15 protein-coding genes are annotated in these 16,323 nt (G+C 64.1%); 6 read left to right on the top strand and 9 right to left on the bottom strand.

What is annotated here, in order from left to right; genetic code table 11:
- Positions 1–145 precede the first annotated feature (145 nt).
- Both ACVOMB_RS18820 and ACVOMB_RS18815 read right to left on the bottom strand, forming a co-directional pair.
- Complete coding sequence (locus tag ACVOMB_RS18820; RefSeq protein ID WP_481532581.1) at positions 146–781, bottom strand: response regulator transcription factor; 636 nt, start codon at positions 779–781, stop codon at positions 146–148.
- On the bottom strand, positions 778–1,884 hold the full coding sequence (locus tag ACVOMB_RS18815) for a sensor histidine kinase (RefSeq protein ID WP_481532580.1): 1,107 nt from the start codon (positions 1,882–1,884) through the stop codon (positions 778–780). The genes ACVOMB_RS18820 and ACVOMB_RS18815 overlap by 4 nt, the downstream gene beginning before the upstream one ends.
- 166 nt (positions 1,885–2,050) lie before the next feature.
- Between ACVOMB_RS18815 and ACVOMB_RS18810 the strand changes: the two genes are divergently transcribed.
- Positions 2,051–2,773: a DUF2306 domain-containing protein gene (locus ACVOMB_RS18810; RefSeq protein WP_481532579.1), complete on the top strand. Its 723-nt coding sequence runs from the start codon at positions 2,051–2,053 to the stop codon at positions 2,771–2,773.
- Between the two features lie 102 nt (positions 2,774–2,875).
- Here ACVOMB_RS18810 and phhA read toward each other — a convergent pair whose 3' ends face one another.
- On the bottom strand, positions 2,876–3,766 hold the full coding sequence (gene phhA, locus ACVOMB_RS18805) for a phenylalanine 4-monooxygenase (protein WP_481532578.1): 891 nt from the start codon (positions 3,764–3,766) through the stop codon (positions 2,876–2,878).
- A 132-nt stretch (positions 3,767–3,898) separates the two neighbouring features.
- On the opposite strand from phhA, the gene ACVOMB_RS18800 reads away from it, so the two are divergent.
- Positions 3,899–4,384: an Lrp/AsnC family transcriptional regulator gene (locus ACVOMB_RS18800; RefSeq protein ID WP_481532577.1), complete on the top strand. Its 486-nt coding sequence runs from the start codon at positions 3,899–3,901 to the stop codon at positions 4,382–4,384.
- A gap of 165 nt (positions 4,385–4,549) precedes the next feature.
- Here the strand turns inward: ACVOMB_RS18800 and ACVOMB_RS18795 are convergent, their stop codons facing one another.
- From ACVOMB_RS18795 to ACVOMB_RS18785, 3 genes are all read right to left on the bottom strand, one after another.
- Positions 4,550–5,584, bottom strand: a complete 1,035-nt coding sequence (locus ACVOMB_RS18795; RefSeq protein WP_481532576.1) for a patatin-like phospholipase family protein — start codon at positions 5,582–5,584, stop codon at positions 4,550–4,552.
- A gap of 106 nt (positions 5,585–5,690) precedes the next feature.
- The gene (locus ACVOMB_RS18790) at positions 5,691–6,302 is read right to left on the bottom strand and encodes a hypothetical protein (RefSeq protein ID WP_481532575.1); all 612 of its coding nucleotides are present in this window, start codon (positions 6,300–6,302) and stop codon (positions 5,691–5,693) included.
- 165 nt (positions 6,303–6,467) lie between these two features.
- Positions 6,468–7,481, bottom strand: coding sequence for a TIGR00266 family protein (locus ACVOMB_RS18785; protein ID WP_481532574.1), 1,014 nt, complete (start codon positions 7,479–7,481; stop codon positions 6,468–6,470).
- A gap of 177 nt (positions 7,482–7,658) precedes the next feature.
- On the opposite strand from ACVOMB_RS18785, the gene ACVOMB_RS18780 reads away from it, so the two are divergent.
- Positions 7,659–9,986: a TonB-dependent receptor gene (locus ACVOMB_RS18780; RefSeq protein WP_481532573.1), complete on the top strand. Its 2,328-nt coding sequence runs from the start codon at positions 7,659–7,661 to the stop codon at positions 9,984–9,986.
- Positions 9,987–10,114: 128 nt separating this feature from the next.
- Here the strand turns inward: ACVOMB_RS18780 and ACVOMB_RS18775 are convergent, their stop codons facing one another.
- The 3 genes from ACVOMB_RS18775 to ACVOMB_RS18765 all read right to left on the bottom strand — a co-directional run bounded on the left by ACVOMB_RS18775 (position 10,115) and on the right by ACVOMB_RS18765 (position 13,568).
- Entirely contained in the window at positions 10,115–11,266 is a 1,152-nt protein-coding gene (locus ACVOMB_RS18775) for a glycoside hydrolase family 18 protein (protein WP_481532572.1), read from the bottom strand.
- A 307-nt stretch (positions 11,267–11,573) separates the two neighbouring features.
- On the bottom strand, positions 11,574–12,413 hold the full coding sequence (locus tag ACVOMB_RS18770; protein ID WP_481532571.1) for an acid phosphatase: 840 nt from the start codon (positions 12,411–12,413) through the stop codon (positions 11,574–11,576).
- A 330-nt stretch (positions 12,414–12,743) separates the two neighbouring features.
- Positions 12,744–13,568: an ABC transporter ATP-binding protein gene (locus ACVOMB_RS18765; RefSeq protein ID WP_481532570.1), complete on the bottom strand. Its 825-nt coding sequence runs from the start codon at positions 13,566–13,568 to the stop codon at positions 12,744–12,746.
- 127 nt (positions 13,569–13,695) lie between these two features.
- Here ACVOMB_RS18765 and ACVOMB_RS18760 point away from each other — a divergent pair, with 127 nt between their 5' ends.
- The 3 genes from ACVOMB_RS18760 to mutM all read left to right on the top strand — a co-directional run bounded on the left by ACVOMB_RS18760 (position 13,696) and on the right by mutM (position 16,194).
- The gene (locus ACVOMB_RS18760; protein WP_481532569.1) at positions 13,696–14,898 is read left to right on the top strand and encodes a DesA family fatty acid desaturase; all 1,203 of its coding nucleotides are present in this window, start codon (positions 13,696–13,698) and stop codon (positions 14,896–14,898) included.
- The gene (locus ACVOMB_RS18755) at positions 14,895–15,224 is read left to right on the top strand and encodes an EF-hand domain-containing protein (protein ID WP_481532568.1); all 330 of its coding nucleotides are present in this window, start codon (positions 14,895–14,897) and stop codon (positions 15,222–15,224) included. Before ACVOMB_RS18760 ends, ACVOMB_RS18755 begins: the two co-directional genes overlap by 4 nt.
- Before the next feature lie 157 nt (positions 15,225–15,381).
- Positions 15,382–16,194 carry a bifunctional DNA-formamidopyrimidine glycosylase/DNA-(apurinic or apyrimidinic site) lyase gene (gene mutM / locus ACVOMB_RS18750; RefSeq protein ID WP_481532567.1) on the top strand — a complete coding sequence of 271 codons (813 nt, stop codon included), beginning with the start codon at positions 15,382–15,384 and terminating at the stop codon, positions 16,192–16,194.
- Positions 16,195–16,323 lie beyond the last annotated feature (129 nt).

Here is a 16,323-nt window from a genome sequence, read left to right as displayed (position 1 = left end):
TGCCTAGGGTGCATTGACCGATGTTTCTGCAATCTGTGGGTTCTTCTGCTTCGTGGATTACGCCGCTCCTACAGCCGCTGATGGATCACGAGTGAAGCCCTTGCCGAGCATGGCTCGGCACTACCGGTTGCGCATCGGCAGAGTGCTAGATCACCCGCAGGGTGATCGCCTTCAACACTGCGCGGGTGCGGTCGCGGGTGTCGAGCTTGTCGAGAATCGCCGAGACGTAGTTCTTCACCGTGCCTTCGGCCAGGAACAGGCTGCCGGCAATCTCGCGGTTGCTGTAACCACCGGCCATCAGCCGCAGCACCGCGACTTCTTTCTGGCTGAACAATTCCTTGGGCGCGTCATCGGCGTGGTAGCGATAGCGTTGCCGCACCGCGTCGGTACTCACCGGTTGCAACAAGGTCTGCCCGGCGATGGCGCGCACGATGGCGTCGTGCAGATCTTCCGGTGCTGCGTCCTTCAGCAGGAAGCCTTGTGCGCCTGCCTCGGTGGCACGCAGCAATAGATCACTCTCGTCGAAGGTGGTCAGGAACACACAAGGTGTCTGGTCGCCGCTTTGACGCAGGGCCTTCAAGGCCTGGATGCCGTCCATGCCGGGCATGCGGATGTCCGACAGGATCAGCTGCACCGGTTGCTGCGGCAGTTGTTCCAGCAAGGCATCGCCGCTGTCGGCCTCGAACACGATGGTGACGCCAAGCTGCTGCAACAGGGCGCGCAGGCCGGCGCGGATCAGGGCCTGGTCGTCGACCAGGGCAATGCGTGGGGACTCGTTCATGCCGGCAATTGCACACGAATCTGCAGGGCACCGGAAGCGCCACGCTGCAATTGAAAGCTGCCGCCTTGTTCGTCGACCCGCTCGCGCATGCCGGTGAGCCCATTGCCGGCACGCGGCTCGCCACGCAACTGGCCGTCATCTTCCATCGCCATCAGCAGCTGCCCGTCGCGCCGCTGCAGGGACACCCGCAGCACCTTGGCATCGCTGTGGCGAGCGCTGTTGGTCAGTGCTTCCTGTACGCAACGCAGGATGGTTTCGGCCTTGGCGGTATCGCTGAGCTGCACGTCGTCATCCAGCTGCAACTGCAGGCGCGGGCGCGGCAATGGTGCGGCCAGTGCGTGCAGGGCGGTGTCCATGTCGAGCTGGCCGCTGTCGCGCAGGCAATGCACCACGGCGCGGATATCGCCCAGCAGCTCGGCGGACAGCTGTTCGCACAAGGCCAGCTCGGGCGCGGCATCGGCGCGTGCGGCAAGTGCGCGCAGGTGCAATCTCAGCGCCGTGAGCTTGTGCCCGGCCACATCGTGCAACTCGCGTGACAGACGCAGCCGTTCCATGTCGCGCGATCTTTCCGCGAGCAGGGCGCGGGTGGCCAGCAGGTCGGCATTGACCAGCGCCAGCCGGTCGCGGGCCTGTTCGGCGCTGCGCGCGTAATGCGTGGTCAGCATGGCGAAGGCCTGGAAGCCGGCAAAGATCAGCACCACCGCGGCGGGGTGGCTGTGGGTACCGCGCAGGACCAGGTACATGCCCAGGTTGACCACCAGCATCAGCGCCAGCGCGACGCGTAGCGGCCAGCTCATCGCCACCTGCGCGGCCAGCATCACCAGCAGGGCCGGCGCCACGCCGCTGCTGGCAGCCAGGCGGATCACCGCCAGTGCTGCCAATGCCTCGATCAGCAAGGCGACGCTGCGCTGTGGCGAGGGCCGCTCGTAGCTGGCGGCAAACAGGAACGCGACCAGGAACAGCAGGGCACTGCCCCAGCGCAGGGCCATCTGCTCGGCGGAGCCATAGGGCAGGGTGACCGCTACCGCCAGCCAGGTCAGCAGGCCGGCGAGGTTGAGCGGGTGCAACAGCCTGTGCCAGCGCGATCGGGGAGTGATTTCCATGCCCGCATGCTGGTGGGCGCAGGCGCCAGCGGCAAGGGGTGCGATGCAGAAAGTGACTTCCGGCAGGGTCGATCAGTGACTGTCGCAACTGCCGTGGCTGCAGCGGCTCACGCACGCTGTGTACAGGCCATCGCATTCGCCGGCCACCACTGAAGAGATCGCTGTCATGCCCGGATATTCCCTGATCGTCGCGCTGCATGTGCTGGCTGGCGTGGTCGCCTTGGTCGGCTTCTGGTCGGCAGCGTTCATGAAGAAAGGCTCGCCCCGGCATCGCGCGCTGGGCAAGGTGTATCTGGTAGCGATGGCAGTGATCGTGGTTACTGCTCTGCCGATCACCATCCAGTTCGCGTTCTTCCGCCAGCAGCCGCTGTCGGCCTTGTTCCTCGCCTATTTGATGGCAATCACCGGCAACGCTACGTGGTTGGCTTGGCGCGCAGTCACCGACAAGCGCGACTGGAAGCAGCTGGTGTCGCGGCCGGGCTGGCATCTGGCGCTGTGGCCGATGGTGATCCTGGCGCTGGTGGTTGTCGGCACCGGCATCCAGCACCGTCAGCCGTTGTTCCTGGGTTTCTCGTCGATTGGCCTGTGGGTGGGCTGGCGCATGCTGAAGTTCGCCCGCCGTGGCCCGTCGCGTCCGGACTGGGCGTTCCGCCAGCACTACCAGTCGATCCTGGGGGCAGGCATTGCTACCCATGTGGCGTTCCTCGGCATCGGCATGCGCCCGGTATGGCAGTGGTTGCACAGCCACACCACGGTGCCGGCGATGCTGATTGAGTTGTTTCCGTGGGCGGCACCGCTGCTGGTGGCGGTAATCGTTGGCCTCTATCTGGACCGCAAGTACGGCGGTCGGCGGGTGGCCAAGGCTGCAGCGGGCAAAGCGGTGCAGTGAGCTGCAGGCTTCCGGCTGCGTTTCGCTTACCAAGGCCGGGCGGGACGCATACGAACAAGCCGCCCTTGGGCGGCTTGTTCTGTTCCGGCAAAACGGTCTTGCTTAGACGTCGCCGCCGTCAGCCCAGCCTTCGCCGCTGCCGCGCTGGAATACCCTGTCACCGGCCTGCACATCGCCGGCCGGCAGATGTTCGGCATCGGCAAGACGTGCGTAGATCGGGGTGAAGTCCGGCTCGGTTGCCGCCATCAGCTGCTCGAAACCGTCTATGACGAAGTAGCTCTTCTGGAAGGTGTCGATGCGGTAACGGGTACGCATGATCCGCTCCAGATCGAAGCCAATGCGGTTCGGTGCGGCCGACTCCAGCGAGTACAGCGACTCACCCTTCGACGAGACGATGCCGGCGCCGTAGATGCGCAGGCCATCGGCGGTATTGATCAGGCCGAACTCCACCGTGTACCAGTACAGGCGGGTCAGGTTCTGCAGCGCGTCCGGGCCGATCGCATGGGCTTTGACGCCACCACGGCCGTAGGCGGCCATGTAGTCGGCGAACACCGGGTTCATCAGCAGCGGCACATGCCCGAACAGGTCGTGGAACAGGTCAGGTTCGGCGATGTAGTCGATCTGGTCCGGGCGGCGGATCCACCAGGTCACCGGGAAGCGACGGTTGGCCAGATGATCGAAGAAATCGAGTTCCGGCAGCAGGCCCTCCACCCCGACCAGGGTCCAGCCGGTGGCTGCGCCCAACACTTCGTTGAGCTGATCGAAGCGCGGAATCATGTGCTCGCTCATGCCCATCTCGTCCTGGGCATCGAGGAACTCCTGGCAGGCACGGCCGACCAGCAGCTCGCGCTGGCGCTGGTACAAAGTGCTCCAGGTCGCATGGTCGTCGGCGCTGTAGCCGTGCCAGGGCTGCTCCACCACGGCGGTGGTATAGACCGGCACGTAACCCTTGTCGGTCTGCTGGTGTTCGACGCGGCGCGGGTTGGCTTCCATGGCGGCAGCTCCTGAAGGGAATAGATAAGCGCATGGTAGGAAGCCTGCCGCGCAACAGGTGTGCGTAATTGCGTCGGCAACCGGTTCTAACGCAATATTGTTGCGTCACTTCAATGCTGCGGAGCAACAAAGATGGCTTCGGTGAACCTTGATCGCACGGATCTGCGGCTTCTGGTCGAAATACAGCAGCATGGCCGCGCCACCAATGCCGAGCTCGCGGCACGGGTGAATCTGTCGGCGTCAGCCTGCCTGCGACGGGTGCAGCGGCTGGAAGCGGAGGGGGTGATCGCCGGCTATGGCGCACGCCTGGAGCCGCGCGCGATCGGGCTGGGATTGCAGGCCTTCGTGCGCGTGCAGTTGTCCAAGCACGGCCAGGCGGCGATCGATCATTTCGTGCAGGCGGTGCAGCTGTGGGATGAAGTGGTGGCCTGCCATGCGCTGACTGGCGACATGGACTATCTGCTGCAGGTCTACGTACGCGACCTGGACCACTTCTCGGAATTCCTGCTCGACAAGCTGCTCAACGCAGCCGGCGTGGCCGACGTCAATTCCAGCTTCGTGCTGCGCACGGTGAAGGAGTTCCGCGCCCTGCCGCTGTCGCAGCTGGGGCGGCAGTGATCTTGCTTGAGGCTTTAAAGCCCCTCTCCCGCAGGGCGGGAGAGGGGTTGGGGTGAGGGCGCTTTTGCTGTTGAGTTTTTGATCTGAAACGTTATCGGCTTCGCGGCTTACGCCGCTCCTACAAGAAGCTGCAGCCCCACAACCCCTGCGTCCTACCATTGAGAATCAGCGCGCCGGCGCGCTGCAGTTCTTCTCGATGCCACGCAGCTTCTCGATGCGGCTGCGGCTGTCCTGGCAGCGCTGATGCGCTTCGGCCTGCACGGCGGCAGCGCGTGCATCGGCATTGCGCGCGGTTGCAACACGCGCCTGCTGCAAACGGGCAATACCAGCGCGGATCTGCGGCATCGCCGCCATCGCCGCCTTCTCGCCTTCCAGGATCGCGCGACCACGCTGTTCAAAATCGGCGGCGCCGATGTCCAGCACAGCCGGGCGGATCACCACATCGGCACGCGCCAGTTCCTGCTCGCCCAGGCGCTGGCCCATGATGGTGATCGACTGGCCCACCGCACCCAGCAGGCCGGTTGGGCGCTGGCCGGTGGCGCGGCTGGAGATGTCCACCGCGATCACGAATTCGGCACCCAGCTGCTTGGCCGCATCCACCGGCACCGGGCTGACCACGCCGCCATCGACATAGCTCTTGCCACCGATGATCACCGGCTCGAACACGCCGGGGATGGAGCTGGAAGCACGCACCGCCTGGCCGACATTGCCGCGCACGAACACCGCGCGCTCACCGGTTTCCAGCTGCGTGGCGACCGCGGCGAATGGCTTCTTCAGCTGCTCGGCGCGCTTGTTGCCGACCTGCGCGTTGACGTAGTCCTGCAGCTTCTGGCCCTGCACCAGGCCACCGGAGAACAGGCGGATATCGCGGATGCTGGCTTCATCCAGCGCAACGGCCTTCTGCTGCATCTGGAAGGCGTCCATGCCGCTGGCATACAAGGCACCCACCACGCTGCCAGCGCTGGTGCCGGACACCACCACCGGCTCGAAGCCATTGGCTTCCAGCATCTTGATCACGCCGATATGGGCAAAGCCCTTGGCCGCGCCGCCGCCCAGCGCCACGCCGATCTTGACCGGCCGGACCGGCGTCGTCGGCTGTACTGCTGCCGGCGGGGTGGGCTTGGTGTTTTCGCCGCCACAGGCTGCCAGCAGGCCAAACAAGGAGAGGGACAGCAGCAGACGGGCGTTGCGCGCTTTCATGATGAACAGGGGGCGTTGGAAAGGGCGCCAGCATAGCGCTTTGGGCTGGCAAGGCCGCCAGCGGACTCACGGTTGGTTTAACCAAGGCTGCCATCGGCAGCCGACATCAGCCTGCGTAAAGCTCTGGCGCCCACAACGCCGCCAGTATCCCCAGCAGGATGACTATCCAGAAAAGTGCGCCCAACACCAGCCACACCCAGTTGGCGGCGGTCAGCCGGGAGTTGCGGTCGCCGTCGGGGTCGCCGCAGGCATGGTTGGCCGCGCGCTGCGCCTGTACCAGCGACATCATATTCAGCACCATAAACAGCATGCCGATCGTGAAACCTGGCAATGGCGGCAGGACGGAGTCGGGGATGCGGTTGATGATGCGGCCAATAATCGCCGACATCACGAAAGCACCGGCCCACATCTCCGGTGACCAGCTATAGCGCTGGCCGGAACGGCGCAGGCGCTGGTCGATTTCCTGGTTCAGGCTGTTGGCAAAGAAGATCCCGAAGATGGCGCGGGGCACCGGCCAGATATCCAGTTTCTTGTCACGCTTGTGCCGGCTCCAGTGCTTCCAGAACCAATACACCGAGTAGAAGCCCAGGGTTGCCACGTACAGCAGCACCAGCTTGGTGATGGAGACCACATAGAACGGTGGCAAGGCCGAATGGACTGTTGTTTCCTGCGTCAACGAGGCCTGCGGTGGAGCATAAATCGTGTCCTGCGCATCCATGGCTTCCTGCCTTCCCTGAATATGAATGCCGCGAGTATGGCGACGGCTCCGGGGCGCGACAAGCAGATACGTCTTCTCTGCATCAAAGACGGCATTTTCCTTGCGCAGGGGCGCGGTATTCCGTAACCCGGACTCTCCAGCCGGGCTACGGAAACCGTGGGGACATCAGAACTTGTTATCCCCATCCAGCAACCGACCCAGCCCACCAAGCACCGAGCCTTCACCGCGGCTCTGGCCGCCACCCTGCGGCGCGGCGGCATACATGCGGCCAGCCAGGCGCGAGAACGGCAGCGACTGCAGCCATACCTTGCCGGGGCCGGTCAGGGTGGCCAGGAACACGCCTTCGCCACCGAAGAACATGCTTTTCAGGCCGGCCACGCGGCGCACGTCCATGTCCACGCCGGCGTGGTAAGCAACCACGCAGCCGGTATCCACATCGATGCGCTCGCCCGCGGCCAGCTCGCGTTCCACCACGCAGCCGCCGGCATGTACGAACACCCAGCCATCGCCCTCAAGTTTCTGCATGATGAAACCCTCGCCGCCGAACAAGCCGGTCATCACCTTGCGCTGCAGGTGCACGCCCACCTGCACGCCGCGCGCACCGGCCAGGAAGCTGTCTTTCTGGCAGATCAGCTTGCCGCCGTGCTGGTCCAGCTTCATCGGCAGCACCGTGCCGGGGTAGGGTGCGGCGAAGGCGACCTTGGCCTTGCCGGTGCCGGTGTGGGTAAACAGCGTGGCGAACAGGCTTTCACCGGTGATGACACGTTTGCCGGCCGACATCAGCTTGTCCATGAAGCCGCCGCCCTGGCCCTCATGGCGGCCGTCACCGAATACGGTGTCCATCTGTACCGCTGAATCCTTGAACATCAGCGCGCCGGCCTCGGCAATCGCGCTTTCGCCCGGGTCCAGTTCGATTTCCACGAACTGCATCTCATGCCCGACGATGCGGAAGTCGATATCGTCGGCACGGTGGCGGTTGCCGGCTACCGGTGGCGGCATTGGCGGCGGGCCGGCCTGGCCGCCGAAGTCGGTGATCTCGGTCACCGCCTGCCAACCCTGCATGCCCTCGCGCCAGGCCAGTGCCTGGCGGCTACCCTGGGCAAAACGGCGCGCAGCTTCGTCGTCCATCGGGCCGACGCGGTCGGCCTGGCCGGGAATATGGAAATACCACTGGGTCATGACAAGGTGCCTGGGCGGGAAGGAAGTAAGCCCCAAGTCTATGCGGCGGAAGGGCTGCACACCCCTGACAGGCGTCGTGCCGCTGAATACCTGAACGATTGCGATACGAATGTTGTACTGCAACAATTCCATGCTAGGCGCAGTTCCCCATTCCTCCTCAACAGGCCCACCTCCGCCATGTCCCCGACCCGTACCGTCCGCCGCCTGCCGGCCGCGCATCCGCTGTTTGTCGCCGTTCTCGCCGTACTGCCACTTACCGCTGCCGCGCAGGATGCGACCCCGGCCCAGAAGGAAGCCGCCACTCTGGATGCGGTGAAGGTCACCGCCGCACGCAAGGTGGAGAACATCCAGGACGTGCCGGTGTCGATCAGCACCGTCAGCGGCGAGAAGCTCGACGCGCTGGCTTCCGGTGGTACCGACGTGCGTTATCTGTCCGGCCGCGTGCCCAGCCTGAACATTGAATCTTCGTTCGGCCGCGCCTTCCCGCGCTTCTATATCCGCGGCTACGGCAACACCGACTTCCGTCTCAACACCTCGCAGCCGGTCTCGCTGGTGTACGACGACATCGTGCAGGAAAACCCAATCCTGAAGGGCTTCCCGATCTTCGACGTGGATCAGGTGGAAGTGCTGCGCGGCCCGCAGGGCTCGTTGTTCGGCCGCAACACTCCGGCCGGCGTGGTCAAGTTCGACTCGGTGCGTCCGTCGCAGGAGTTCGAAGGCTACGGCAAGGTCGGCTACGGCAGCGACAACCTGTGGAATGTTGAAGCCGCCGTCGGTGGCGCGCTGAGCGCGCGCTGGTCGGCACGTGTGTCGGCCCTGTACCAGCGCCGCGACGATTGGGTGAAGAACACCGGCCCCGGCCCGAACGACGGCCTGGAAGGCTATGACGAATCGGCCGTGCGCGTGCAGTTCCTGTACGAAGGCGACAATTTCGAAGCACTGTTGGGTGCGCACAAGCGCCACCTCAACGGCACCGCACGCCTGTTCCGCGGCAACATCTTCAAGAAGGGCAGCAACGATTTCGTTCCCGGCTTCGACGAGAACAAGGTGTCGATCGATGGCCTGAATCACTCCGAGCTCGACAGCAGCGGCGCCAATGCACGCCTGAGCTGGGACCTGGGCAACTACAAGCTGTCGTCCATCACCGGTTACGAAACCGTGGACACTTTCAGCGTCGGCGATATCGACGGCACCTCGGGTCCGTATTTCACGCCTGCCGTGCCGTTTGCCTCGGAAACCGCCGATGGCATTCCCCGCCACTCGCAGTGGACCCAGGAACTGCGTCTCGAATCGCAGAACGACGGCCCGCTGAACTGGCAGACCGGCGTGTTCTATTTCAAGGAAGACTACGACGTCGACAGCGTCAGCTACGACAGCACCAATGGCGGCAAGCAGGATGGCTTCCAGCGCATCAACCAGACCAATGATGCCTGGGCAGTGTTCGGCGGCCTGACCTATCAGGCCACCGACAAATTGGAACTGCGCGCTGGCGTGCGTTACACCGTCGACAAGAAAGACCTGAAGGTCAAGGACTACTGGAATACCGGCTTCTCGCCGTGCATTGCACCGACCCTGACCACGCCCCCGGGTATTGCCAAGTGCGACCTGGCTGGTCTGCTTGCCGCGCAGCAGGACGCCTACGCCAAGGGTGATGCTGTTGATCCCTATCTGTCGGCCTCGACCAAGGACAAGAAGTTCAACTGGGACTTCTCGGCCACCTACGCCGTCAATGACACCGTCAATGTTTACGGCCGCGTCGCCACCGGCTTCCGTGGCAGCTCGATCCAGTCGGCTGGCGCGTTCAACGACAAGACCGTGGCCGATCCGGAAACCGTGCTGTCCTTCGAAGCCGGCGTAAAGGCGGACTTCTGGGACAACCGCGCGCGATTGAATGCCAGTGTCTATCACTACCGGGTCAAGGATCAGCAGCTGACCGCCGTGGGTGGCGCGCTGGGCAATGCCAACATCCTGCTCAATGCCGACAAGAGCGTAGGCCAGGGCTTTGAGTTGGACCTGCAGGCCTATCTGACCGACAACCTGCTGGTCACTCTGGGTAGTGGTTACAACCACACCGAGATCAAGGATGCGGATCTGAGTGTTGCACCGTGCTTCTCCTGCACCGTGACCAATCCGCTGGATGGCAATGGCAAGGTGCTGATCAATGGCAACTCGCTGCCGCAGGCACCGGAGTGGACCCACAACATGACCGCGCGCTGGTCGCTGCCGCTGGCTGATGGCACCCAGCTCTACGTGTTCACCGACTGGGTCTATCGCAGCGAAGTGAACTTCTTCCTGTACGAGTCCAAGGAGTTCACCGGCAAGCCGTTGTTGGAAGGCGGCCTGCGTGTGGGTTATCAGTGGAACGATGGTGATTACGACGTGGCACTGTACGGCCGCAACATCACCAACCAGATCCGCGCCACCGGCGGCATCGACTTCAACAACCTCACCGGCTTCATCAACGAGCCGCGTCTGTGGGGCGTGGAGTTCAAGACCCGCTTCTAAGCACAGGTTTGTGTGTTGAGCAAAGAAGGCGCGGAGCAATCCGCGCCTTCTTCTGTTCTGTAGTGCCGAGCCATGCTCGGCAAGGGGCCTGCACCAGCACACCGCTCCCACAAGACGTTCGGCATGGGTTATCGGTAAGGCTCCTGCCGAGCATGGCTCGGCACTACCGGGTCAGCGCGCAGCGCCTCATGCAAGACATCCAGCAACTGCTCGTTGTCATCACCGCGCTGCTCCCAATACATGATGCCGCCCAGGCCCTGCTGCTTCACGTAGTCGGCCTTGATCCGCAGCGATTGCGGATCGTCATAACTGATCATGCGCCGCTCCTTGGCATTCCACAGCCACGGCACCTGCGCTTCATCATCCCAATGACGCTGCCAGTCCGGCGCGTTGAGGCGGGTATGGACGATGTCACGCCAGGTGATGAAGCCGCCCTCTTTGGTGAACTTCTGGAAGCGGCCATTGTTGGCGTTGCCGACATCACCAAAGGTGCGGCCATAGAACGGCACGCCGACATTGATCTTGGCAGCAGGCACGCCCGCATCGAGGAAGTACTTCACCGCATCCACGGTGGTGCGGCCCTGCGGCGTAGCCCGCGATGAGCGCGCAAGCCCGGAATGATGGCCAGTGGTCTTGGTCAGGCTGCCGTAGAAGTCGTAGGTCATAAGATTGATCCAATCCAATGACTGCGCGATGCGCGGCAGCTCCAGGCCCTCCGCAGCGCGGCCTTCAGCGGCGGCGATGGTCAGCAGGTAATGACGCTTGCCATTGCCCTCGCGGTCCAGACGCGCACGCAGTTCTTCCAACAGCACGGTGAAGTTGTGGCGATCATCCGGGCTGTGGCTGATGTCGGCGTCGCCGAGCGTGGGGTATTCCCAATCGATGTCCAAGCCGTCGAGCTTGAACTGGTGCATCAACGCGACGCTGCTGTCGATGAAGCGTGCGCGTGCAGGTGCACTGGCGGCGGCCTCGGAGAAGTTGCCGGCGCCCCAACCACCAATCGACAGCACGATCTGCAGTGAGGGGTTGTCAGCGCGCTTGGCGACCACGGCATGCAGGCGCGCCGGATCGACGTTTTCGGGTAAGTAGACGGTGCCATCGAGGCGAACCACGGCGAAGGCGAAGTTCACCACGTCGAGCTTCTGTGCAGACAACTGCAGCGGCTCGGGGCTGTCCATCACATAGCCGATCAAGCGCGGCGTCTGTGCCTGCACGGCGAAGGGCAGCAATGCGGCGAGCAACAGCGCATGCAGGCGTGGACTACGAAGGAATACAGGCATGAGAGGTCCCGTAATGAGAGGACCTTGGACTGTAACCGCAGACGCCCATCACAGCACAAGGCAGTGACGTCGGAAACCATTGCGTTCTCGGTCACTGTAGAGCCGAGCCATGCTCGGCTGGGGCGTCACCGATGGCCTAGCCGAAGCTCTTGTAGGAGCGGCGTCAGCCGCGAAGCTGATAGTCAGTTAGATTGCCGGAATGCCTGCGATTGAAACAGTGCCAGCTTCGCGGCTGACACCGCTCCTACAAAATCGGTTTGCCTGGGCCTCGATGCCGAGCATGGCTCGGCACTACATGTAGTACTGCTTAGCGGGCTTCGGGGATGTCGGAGGTCAGCGCTGCGGTTTCTGCGGCGCAATCGCGCGGCATGGGCAGCTTGAGCGTGCGTGCGTGTGCCAGCTCTTCGCGCGCCTTGGCCAGGTCGGCGACAAACGCCGGGTTGTCATGCAGCCGCGCTACGGTCGCTGAACCCATGAACTGGCCCTGCTGCACATCGCTATACCAATGCACGTTGCAGACCAGGCGGCTGTGGCCATAGTTGCGGCCGCGTTCGATCAAGGCGGTGGCGTGGTCGGGATCGATCTCGGACAGGATCAGACCCCAGGCCCAGCCGATCGAGGTATGCCCGGACGGGTAGGAGCCACTCTTGCGCAGGCCTTCTTCATCGTCCGGCGTGCAGGTCGGCGCGTTGTTGACCATGAACGGGCGCGGGCGCTGATAGTGCGTTTTCGCCGCCTTGGTGGCAGCGCTGGCATCGATGCGGCTGCGTTCCAGCAGGCGGTACAGCACCGGCGTGGTCTTGGCGGTGACGGCGACACCCAGCGCGCAGCTGAACTGGTCGGCGCCGGCCGGGAAGCTCAGGTCGGCATCGGTATGCGCCTGTGCGAAGCGTGCGCTGCCTTGCATGCTCAGCGCCTGGCTGGCGACGGCCTCATCCAGCTGTGCCGATGCCGAGCCGGGAGCGGGCGGAGCCGGACTCAGTGCAAGACTGTCGGGGATGGCGGTGCCGGTCAGATAGCCGGTGACCTTGGTGCTGGAGTCACCGCCTGCGCTGGAGGGCAGGGTAGGGGTGCTGGAACAGGCGCTGAGCACGGCGGCCAGCGCGAGGGCGGCACCGAAGCGCAGCGGGGCAACAGAAGATGACATTGCGAGGACAACGGGAATACGGGAGCGGGCGGGCATCATCGCACCAACGGCCGCGCTGTGCCCCCTCCCTTGCGCAACGCGCAGGGGGTGAAGAAGGCCTGCTTGCGCGCCATTGGCGCGCGGTCTGATGAACGACCGAAGGCTGTGCCTTCGGACCGGACGGGCTGGGGAGGGGTGCTCTTCGCATGAGCTTCAGCAACCAGCACAAGCAACGGCCAAAGCCACCCCCTCCCAACCTCCCCCTTGGCTGCGCCAAAGGGGAGGGGCTCAGCTCCCTCCCTTGCGCGCAGCGCAGGGGAGGGTTGGGGAGGGGGTGGTTGCTTCAGGAAATTACAAACTGCCTACCCAGGCCGACATCCGCCCGTCATCCTCGCGCACCTCGATCGGCCCGCCGAACACCTCCGACAGCGGCGCCGAGCGCAGCAACTCGGCGCGACTGCCATCGGCAAGGATGCGGCCACCCTTCATCAGCACCACGCGGTTGATCTCCGGAATCACTTCCTCGATGTGGTGGGTAACCAGCACCAGGGTGATTCCCTGCTGGGCGAGGTGACGCATGCTGTCGATCAGGTGCTGGCGCGAGATCAGGTCCAGGCCGGTGGATGGCTCGTCCAGCAACAAGGCCTTGGGCTGGTTGACCAGCGCCCTGGCAATCAGCACGCGGCGGGTTTCACCCGCGGACAGCTCGGCATAGCTGCGGCCCAGCAAGGGCAGCGCACGCGCCAGTTCCAGCGCATGCCGCGCGCGCTGGCGCATGGCATCGGTGACGTCGCGGTGCGCGGGCACCACAAAGCTGGCGAAGAAGCCGGCGATCACCGCTTCTTCAACGGTCAGCCCGGGCATGCTGGACAGATTGCTGGACAGGTCACCGGTGACGATGCCGAGCTGCGCACGCAGCCGGTCCACCTGCCAGCGGGTCTGGCCCATCACCTTGACCGGCACATGACCGTCGGCGCGCGCCAAGGGATAGAGCTCGCGCGTGATCAGCTTGATGAATGAGGATTTTCCGCAGCCGTTCGGCCCAAGGATGGCGGTGTGCTGGCCCTGTTCGATACGCAGGTTCAGCTCATGCAGCACGCGGACCTGGCCACGGATGACGCAGGCATGGTCCAGTTCGATCAGGGGGGCCGCTTCGGCGGCGGGAGCAATGGACATTCAGTTGGAGGCGGCAGCTGAGGATTCGACCAACGGACGTACCGCCGGTGGATGAAGTTTGCGCTGACAGCCCCCATGATGTGTAGCACTGGTTTCATCTGGCACTGACTGCCTGGAGTACTCCGTGATGTCCGACGCCCTGCTCAACTTCTTCACCGGTGGCATCGTCGGCCTGGGCTGGTGGGGCATGCTGGCGGTGTTGCTGGTGTTTACCCAGCTCACCATCTTCGCGGTCACCTTGTACCTGCATCGCAGCCAGGCCCATCGCGGCGTGGACTTCCACCCGCTGGTGTCGCACGCATTCCGCTTCTGGGTGTGGTTGACCACCTCGATGATCACCCGCGAGTGGGTGGCCATCCACCGCAAGCACCACGCCAAGGTCGAGACCGAGGACGACCCGCACAGCCCGGTCACCAAGGGCATCCGCAATGTGTTCTGGCGCGGTGTCGAGCTGTACCGCGAAGCCCGCACGCTGCGTGGCGATATCGATCAGTACGGGCGCGGTGCGCCGGAGGACTGGATCGAACGCAAGCTCTACACCCCGCATGCCAACCTCGGTCCGATTCTGCTGTTCGTGATCAACACGGCACTGTTCGGCCTGCCCGGCATTGCCTTGTGGGCGATCCAGATGGCGTGGATTCCGTTCTGGGCCGCTGGCGTGGTCAATGGTCTGGGCCATTGGTGGGGCTATCGCAATTTTGAATCGGCCGACACCTCGACCAACCTCACGCCGTGGGCGTTCTGGATCGGTGGCGAAGAACTGCACAACAACCATCATGCCTTCCCCAGCTCGGCACGTTTCTCGATGCGCCGTTGGGAGTTTGATATCGGCTGGCAGATGATCCGCCTGCTGCAGTTCCTTCGCCTGGCCAAGGTGCTGCGGGTGGCGCCGAGCATGGACATCCGTCCGAACATCGCTGTGCCGGATGCAGATACCTTGAAAGCGCTGCTGTCGCATCGCTTCCAGGCGATGACCGATTACCAGCGCAATGTATTCGCGCCTGCCTTGAAGGAAGAAGCGGCTGCTGCAGGCGCCAAGCTGCGCAAGCTGTTGCCGCGGCGCATGCGCAAGGGGCTGGTCAACGATGGCCGCTGGCTCAAGCCCGACTGCCGCGCGCAGCTGCACAACTGGGTGCAGCAGCGTCCGCGCATCCAGTTGTTGGTCGAGCACCGTGCGCGTCTTTCGGCCTTGCTGGAAGCCCGCAGCCATGACGCGGCCGAGCGCCTGCGCCAGCTGCAGCAGTGGTGCCAGGAAGCGGAGGCCAGCGGCAGCGCTGCACTTCAGGCCTATGCCGCGCGTCTGAAGGGCTATTCGCTCAGCGCCGCATGAAAACTATTGCCCTTCTTTTCCTACTTGCTGCCTCGTTGCCAGCCATTGCCCAGGTGCAGGACACCAACGCCTACCTGCAACGCATGGACAGCGACGGCGATGGCCGGGTCAGCCCGGACGAATACCTGCAATGGATGCTGTATGCCTTCGACAAGATGGATCGCAATGGCGATGGCGTGCTGGAAGCGGCGGAGCAGCCGGGCGGGCGCGGCAAACCGATCACCCGCGAAGAACAGCGCAAGGTGATCCTGGCCCGTTTTGCGCGCCAGGATGCCAACAGCGATGGCTACCTGAGCGCCCGCGAGCTGATGGCGCCACCGCGCTGACCTACGTTTGTAGGAGCGGCGTAAGCCGCGAAGCCAAAAATCCAACCGAAGCCGATAGCGCACTGCAATCGATACAGGTCCGCTGTTCACCATCACCAGCTTCACGGCTCACGCCGTTCCCACAAAAGCAATCAAACACAATCGTCTTGAGACTCGCATGCCAGAACTACCCGAAGTAGAAACCACCCGGCGCGGTCTGGAGCCGCATCTGCTGGACCGCCGCATCCACGGCGTGATCCTGCGTCGGCCGGATCTGCGCTGGCCGATTCCCGCCGAGATCGAACAGCTGCTGCCAGGCCAGCGCATCGCGGCGATCCGTCGTCGTGCCAAATACCTGCTGCTGGATACCGAGCTGGGCAGCGCGGTGCTGCACCTGGGCATGTCCGGTAGCCTGCGCGTGTTGCCTGGCGATACGCCGGTGCGTGCGCATGATCACGTAGATATCAGTCTGGAAGACGGCCGCCTGCTGCGCTTCAACGATCCGCGCCGCTTTGGTTGCCTGCTGTGGCAACCGGCAGGTGAAACGCATGAGCTCCTGCGCGACTTGGGCCCTGAACCCTTGGATGGTGATTTCGACGGCGACTATCTGTTCCAGCGCAGTCGTGGGCGCAAGGCGCCGATCAAAACCTTCCTGATGGACCAGGGCATTGTTGTCGGCGTGGGCAATATCTACGCGGCGGAAAGCCTGTTCATGGCCGGCATCAACCCCTTGCGTGAAGCCGGCAAGGTATCGCGGGCGCGCTATCAGCGGCTGGCGGATGCGGTGAAGGAAATCCTGGGTCACGCGATCACCCGTGGCGGAACCACCTTGCGCGACTTCATCAGTCCCGATGGTGCGCCGGGCTACTTTGAACAGGAGTTGCTGGTGTACGGACGCGAAGGCGAGAACTGCAAGCAATGTGGACGCGCGCTGCGCTATGCCAGCATCGGCCAGCGGGCAACGGTGTGGTGCGGGTATTGCCAGCGCTGAGGCGGAGCAACTGTAGTGGGGGGGGGGGGGGGGGGGGGGGGGGGGGGCGCGGGGGGAACCCCCCCCCCACGCGCCCGCGCCGCACCAGGCACCAAGGGGTCGGGGGGGGGGGGTGGGGGTGGTGGGGGG

This window comes from Stenotrophomonas sp. STEN018 (genome assembly GCF_056760235.1).
The sequence above is the reverse complement of the archived record's forward strand: the minus strand, read 5'-3'. Positions and strand labels throughout refer to the sequence as shown.

Excerpts from the sequence above, each read along its gene's own strand:
- ACVOMB_RS18780 (WP_481532573.1), top strand. The coding sequence starts at position 7,659 with ATGTCCCCGACCCGTACCGTCCGCCGCCTGCCGGCCGCGCATCCGCTG.
- mutM (WP_481532567.1), top strand. The coding sequence starts at position 15,382 with ATGCCAGAACTACCCGAAGTAGAAACCACCCGGCGCGGTCTGGAGCCG.
- ACVOMB_RS18760 (WP_481532569.1), top strand. The coding sequence starts at position 13,696 with ATGTCCGACGCCCTGCTCAACTTCTTCACCGGTGGCATCGTCGGCCTG.
- ACVOMB_RS18800 (WP_481532577.1), top strand. The coding sequence starts at position 3,899 with ATGGCTTCGGTGAACCTTGATCGCACGGATCTGCGGCTTCTGGTCGAA.
- ACVOMB_RS18810 (WP_481532579.1), top strand. The coding sequence starts at position 2,051 with ATGCCCGGATATTCCCTGATCGTCGCGCTGCATGTGCTGGCTGGCGTG.
- ACVOMB_RS18775 (WP_481532572.1), bottom strand. The coding sequence starts at position 11,266 with ATGCCTGTATTCCTTCGTAGTCCACGCCTGCATGCGCTGTTGCTCGCC.
- ACVOMB_RS18820 (WP_481532581.1), bottom strand. The coding sequence starts at position 781 with ATGAACGAGTCCCCACGCATTGCCCTGGTCGACGACCAGGCCCTGATC.
- ACVOMB_RS18765 (WP_481532570.1), bottom strand. The coding sequence starts at position 13,568 with ATGTCCATTGCTCCCGCCGCCGAAGCGGCCCCCCTGATCGAACTGGAC.
- ACVOMB_RS18755 (WP_481532568.1), top strand. The coding sequence starts at position 14,895 with ATGAAAACTATTGCCCTTCTTTTCCTACTTGCTGCCTCGTTGCCAGCC.
- ACVOMB_RS18770 (WP_481532571.1), bottom strand. The coding sequence starts at position 12,413 with ATGTCATCTTCTGTTGCCCCGCTGCGCTTCGGTGCCGCCCTCGCGCTG.
- ACVOMB_RS18785 (WP_481532574.1), bottom strand. The coding sequence starts at position 7,481 with ATGACCCAGTGGTATTTCCATATTCCCGGCCAGGCCGACCGCGTCGGC.
- phhA (WP_481532578.1), bottom strand. The coding sequence starts at position 3,766 with ATGGAAGCCAACCCGCGCCGCGTCGAACACCAGCAGACCGACAAGGGT.
- ACVOMB_RS18790 (WP_481532575.1), bottom strand. The coding sequence starts at position 6,302 with ATGGATGCGCAGGACACGATTTATGCTCCACCGCAGGCCTCGTTGACG.
- ACVOMB_RS18795 (WP_481532576.1), bottom strand. The coding sequence starts at position 5,584 with ATGAAAGCGCGCAACGCCCGTCTGCTGCTGTCCCTCTCCTTGTTTGGC.
- ACVOMB_RS18815 (WP_481532580.1), bottom strand. The coding sequence starts at position 1,884 with ATGGAAATCACTCCCCGATCGCGCTGGCACAGGCTGTTGCACCCGCTC.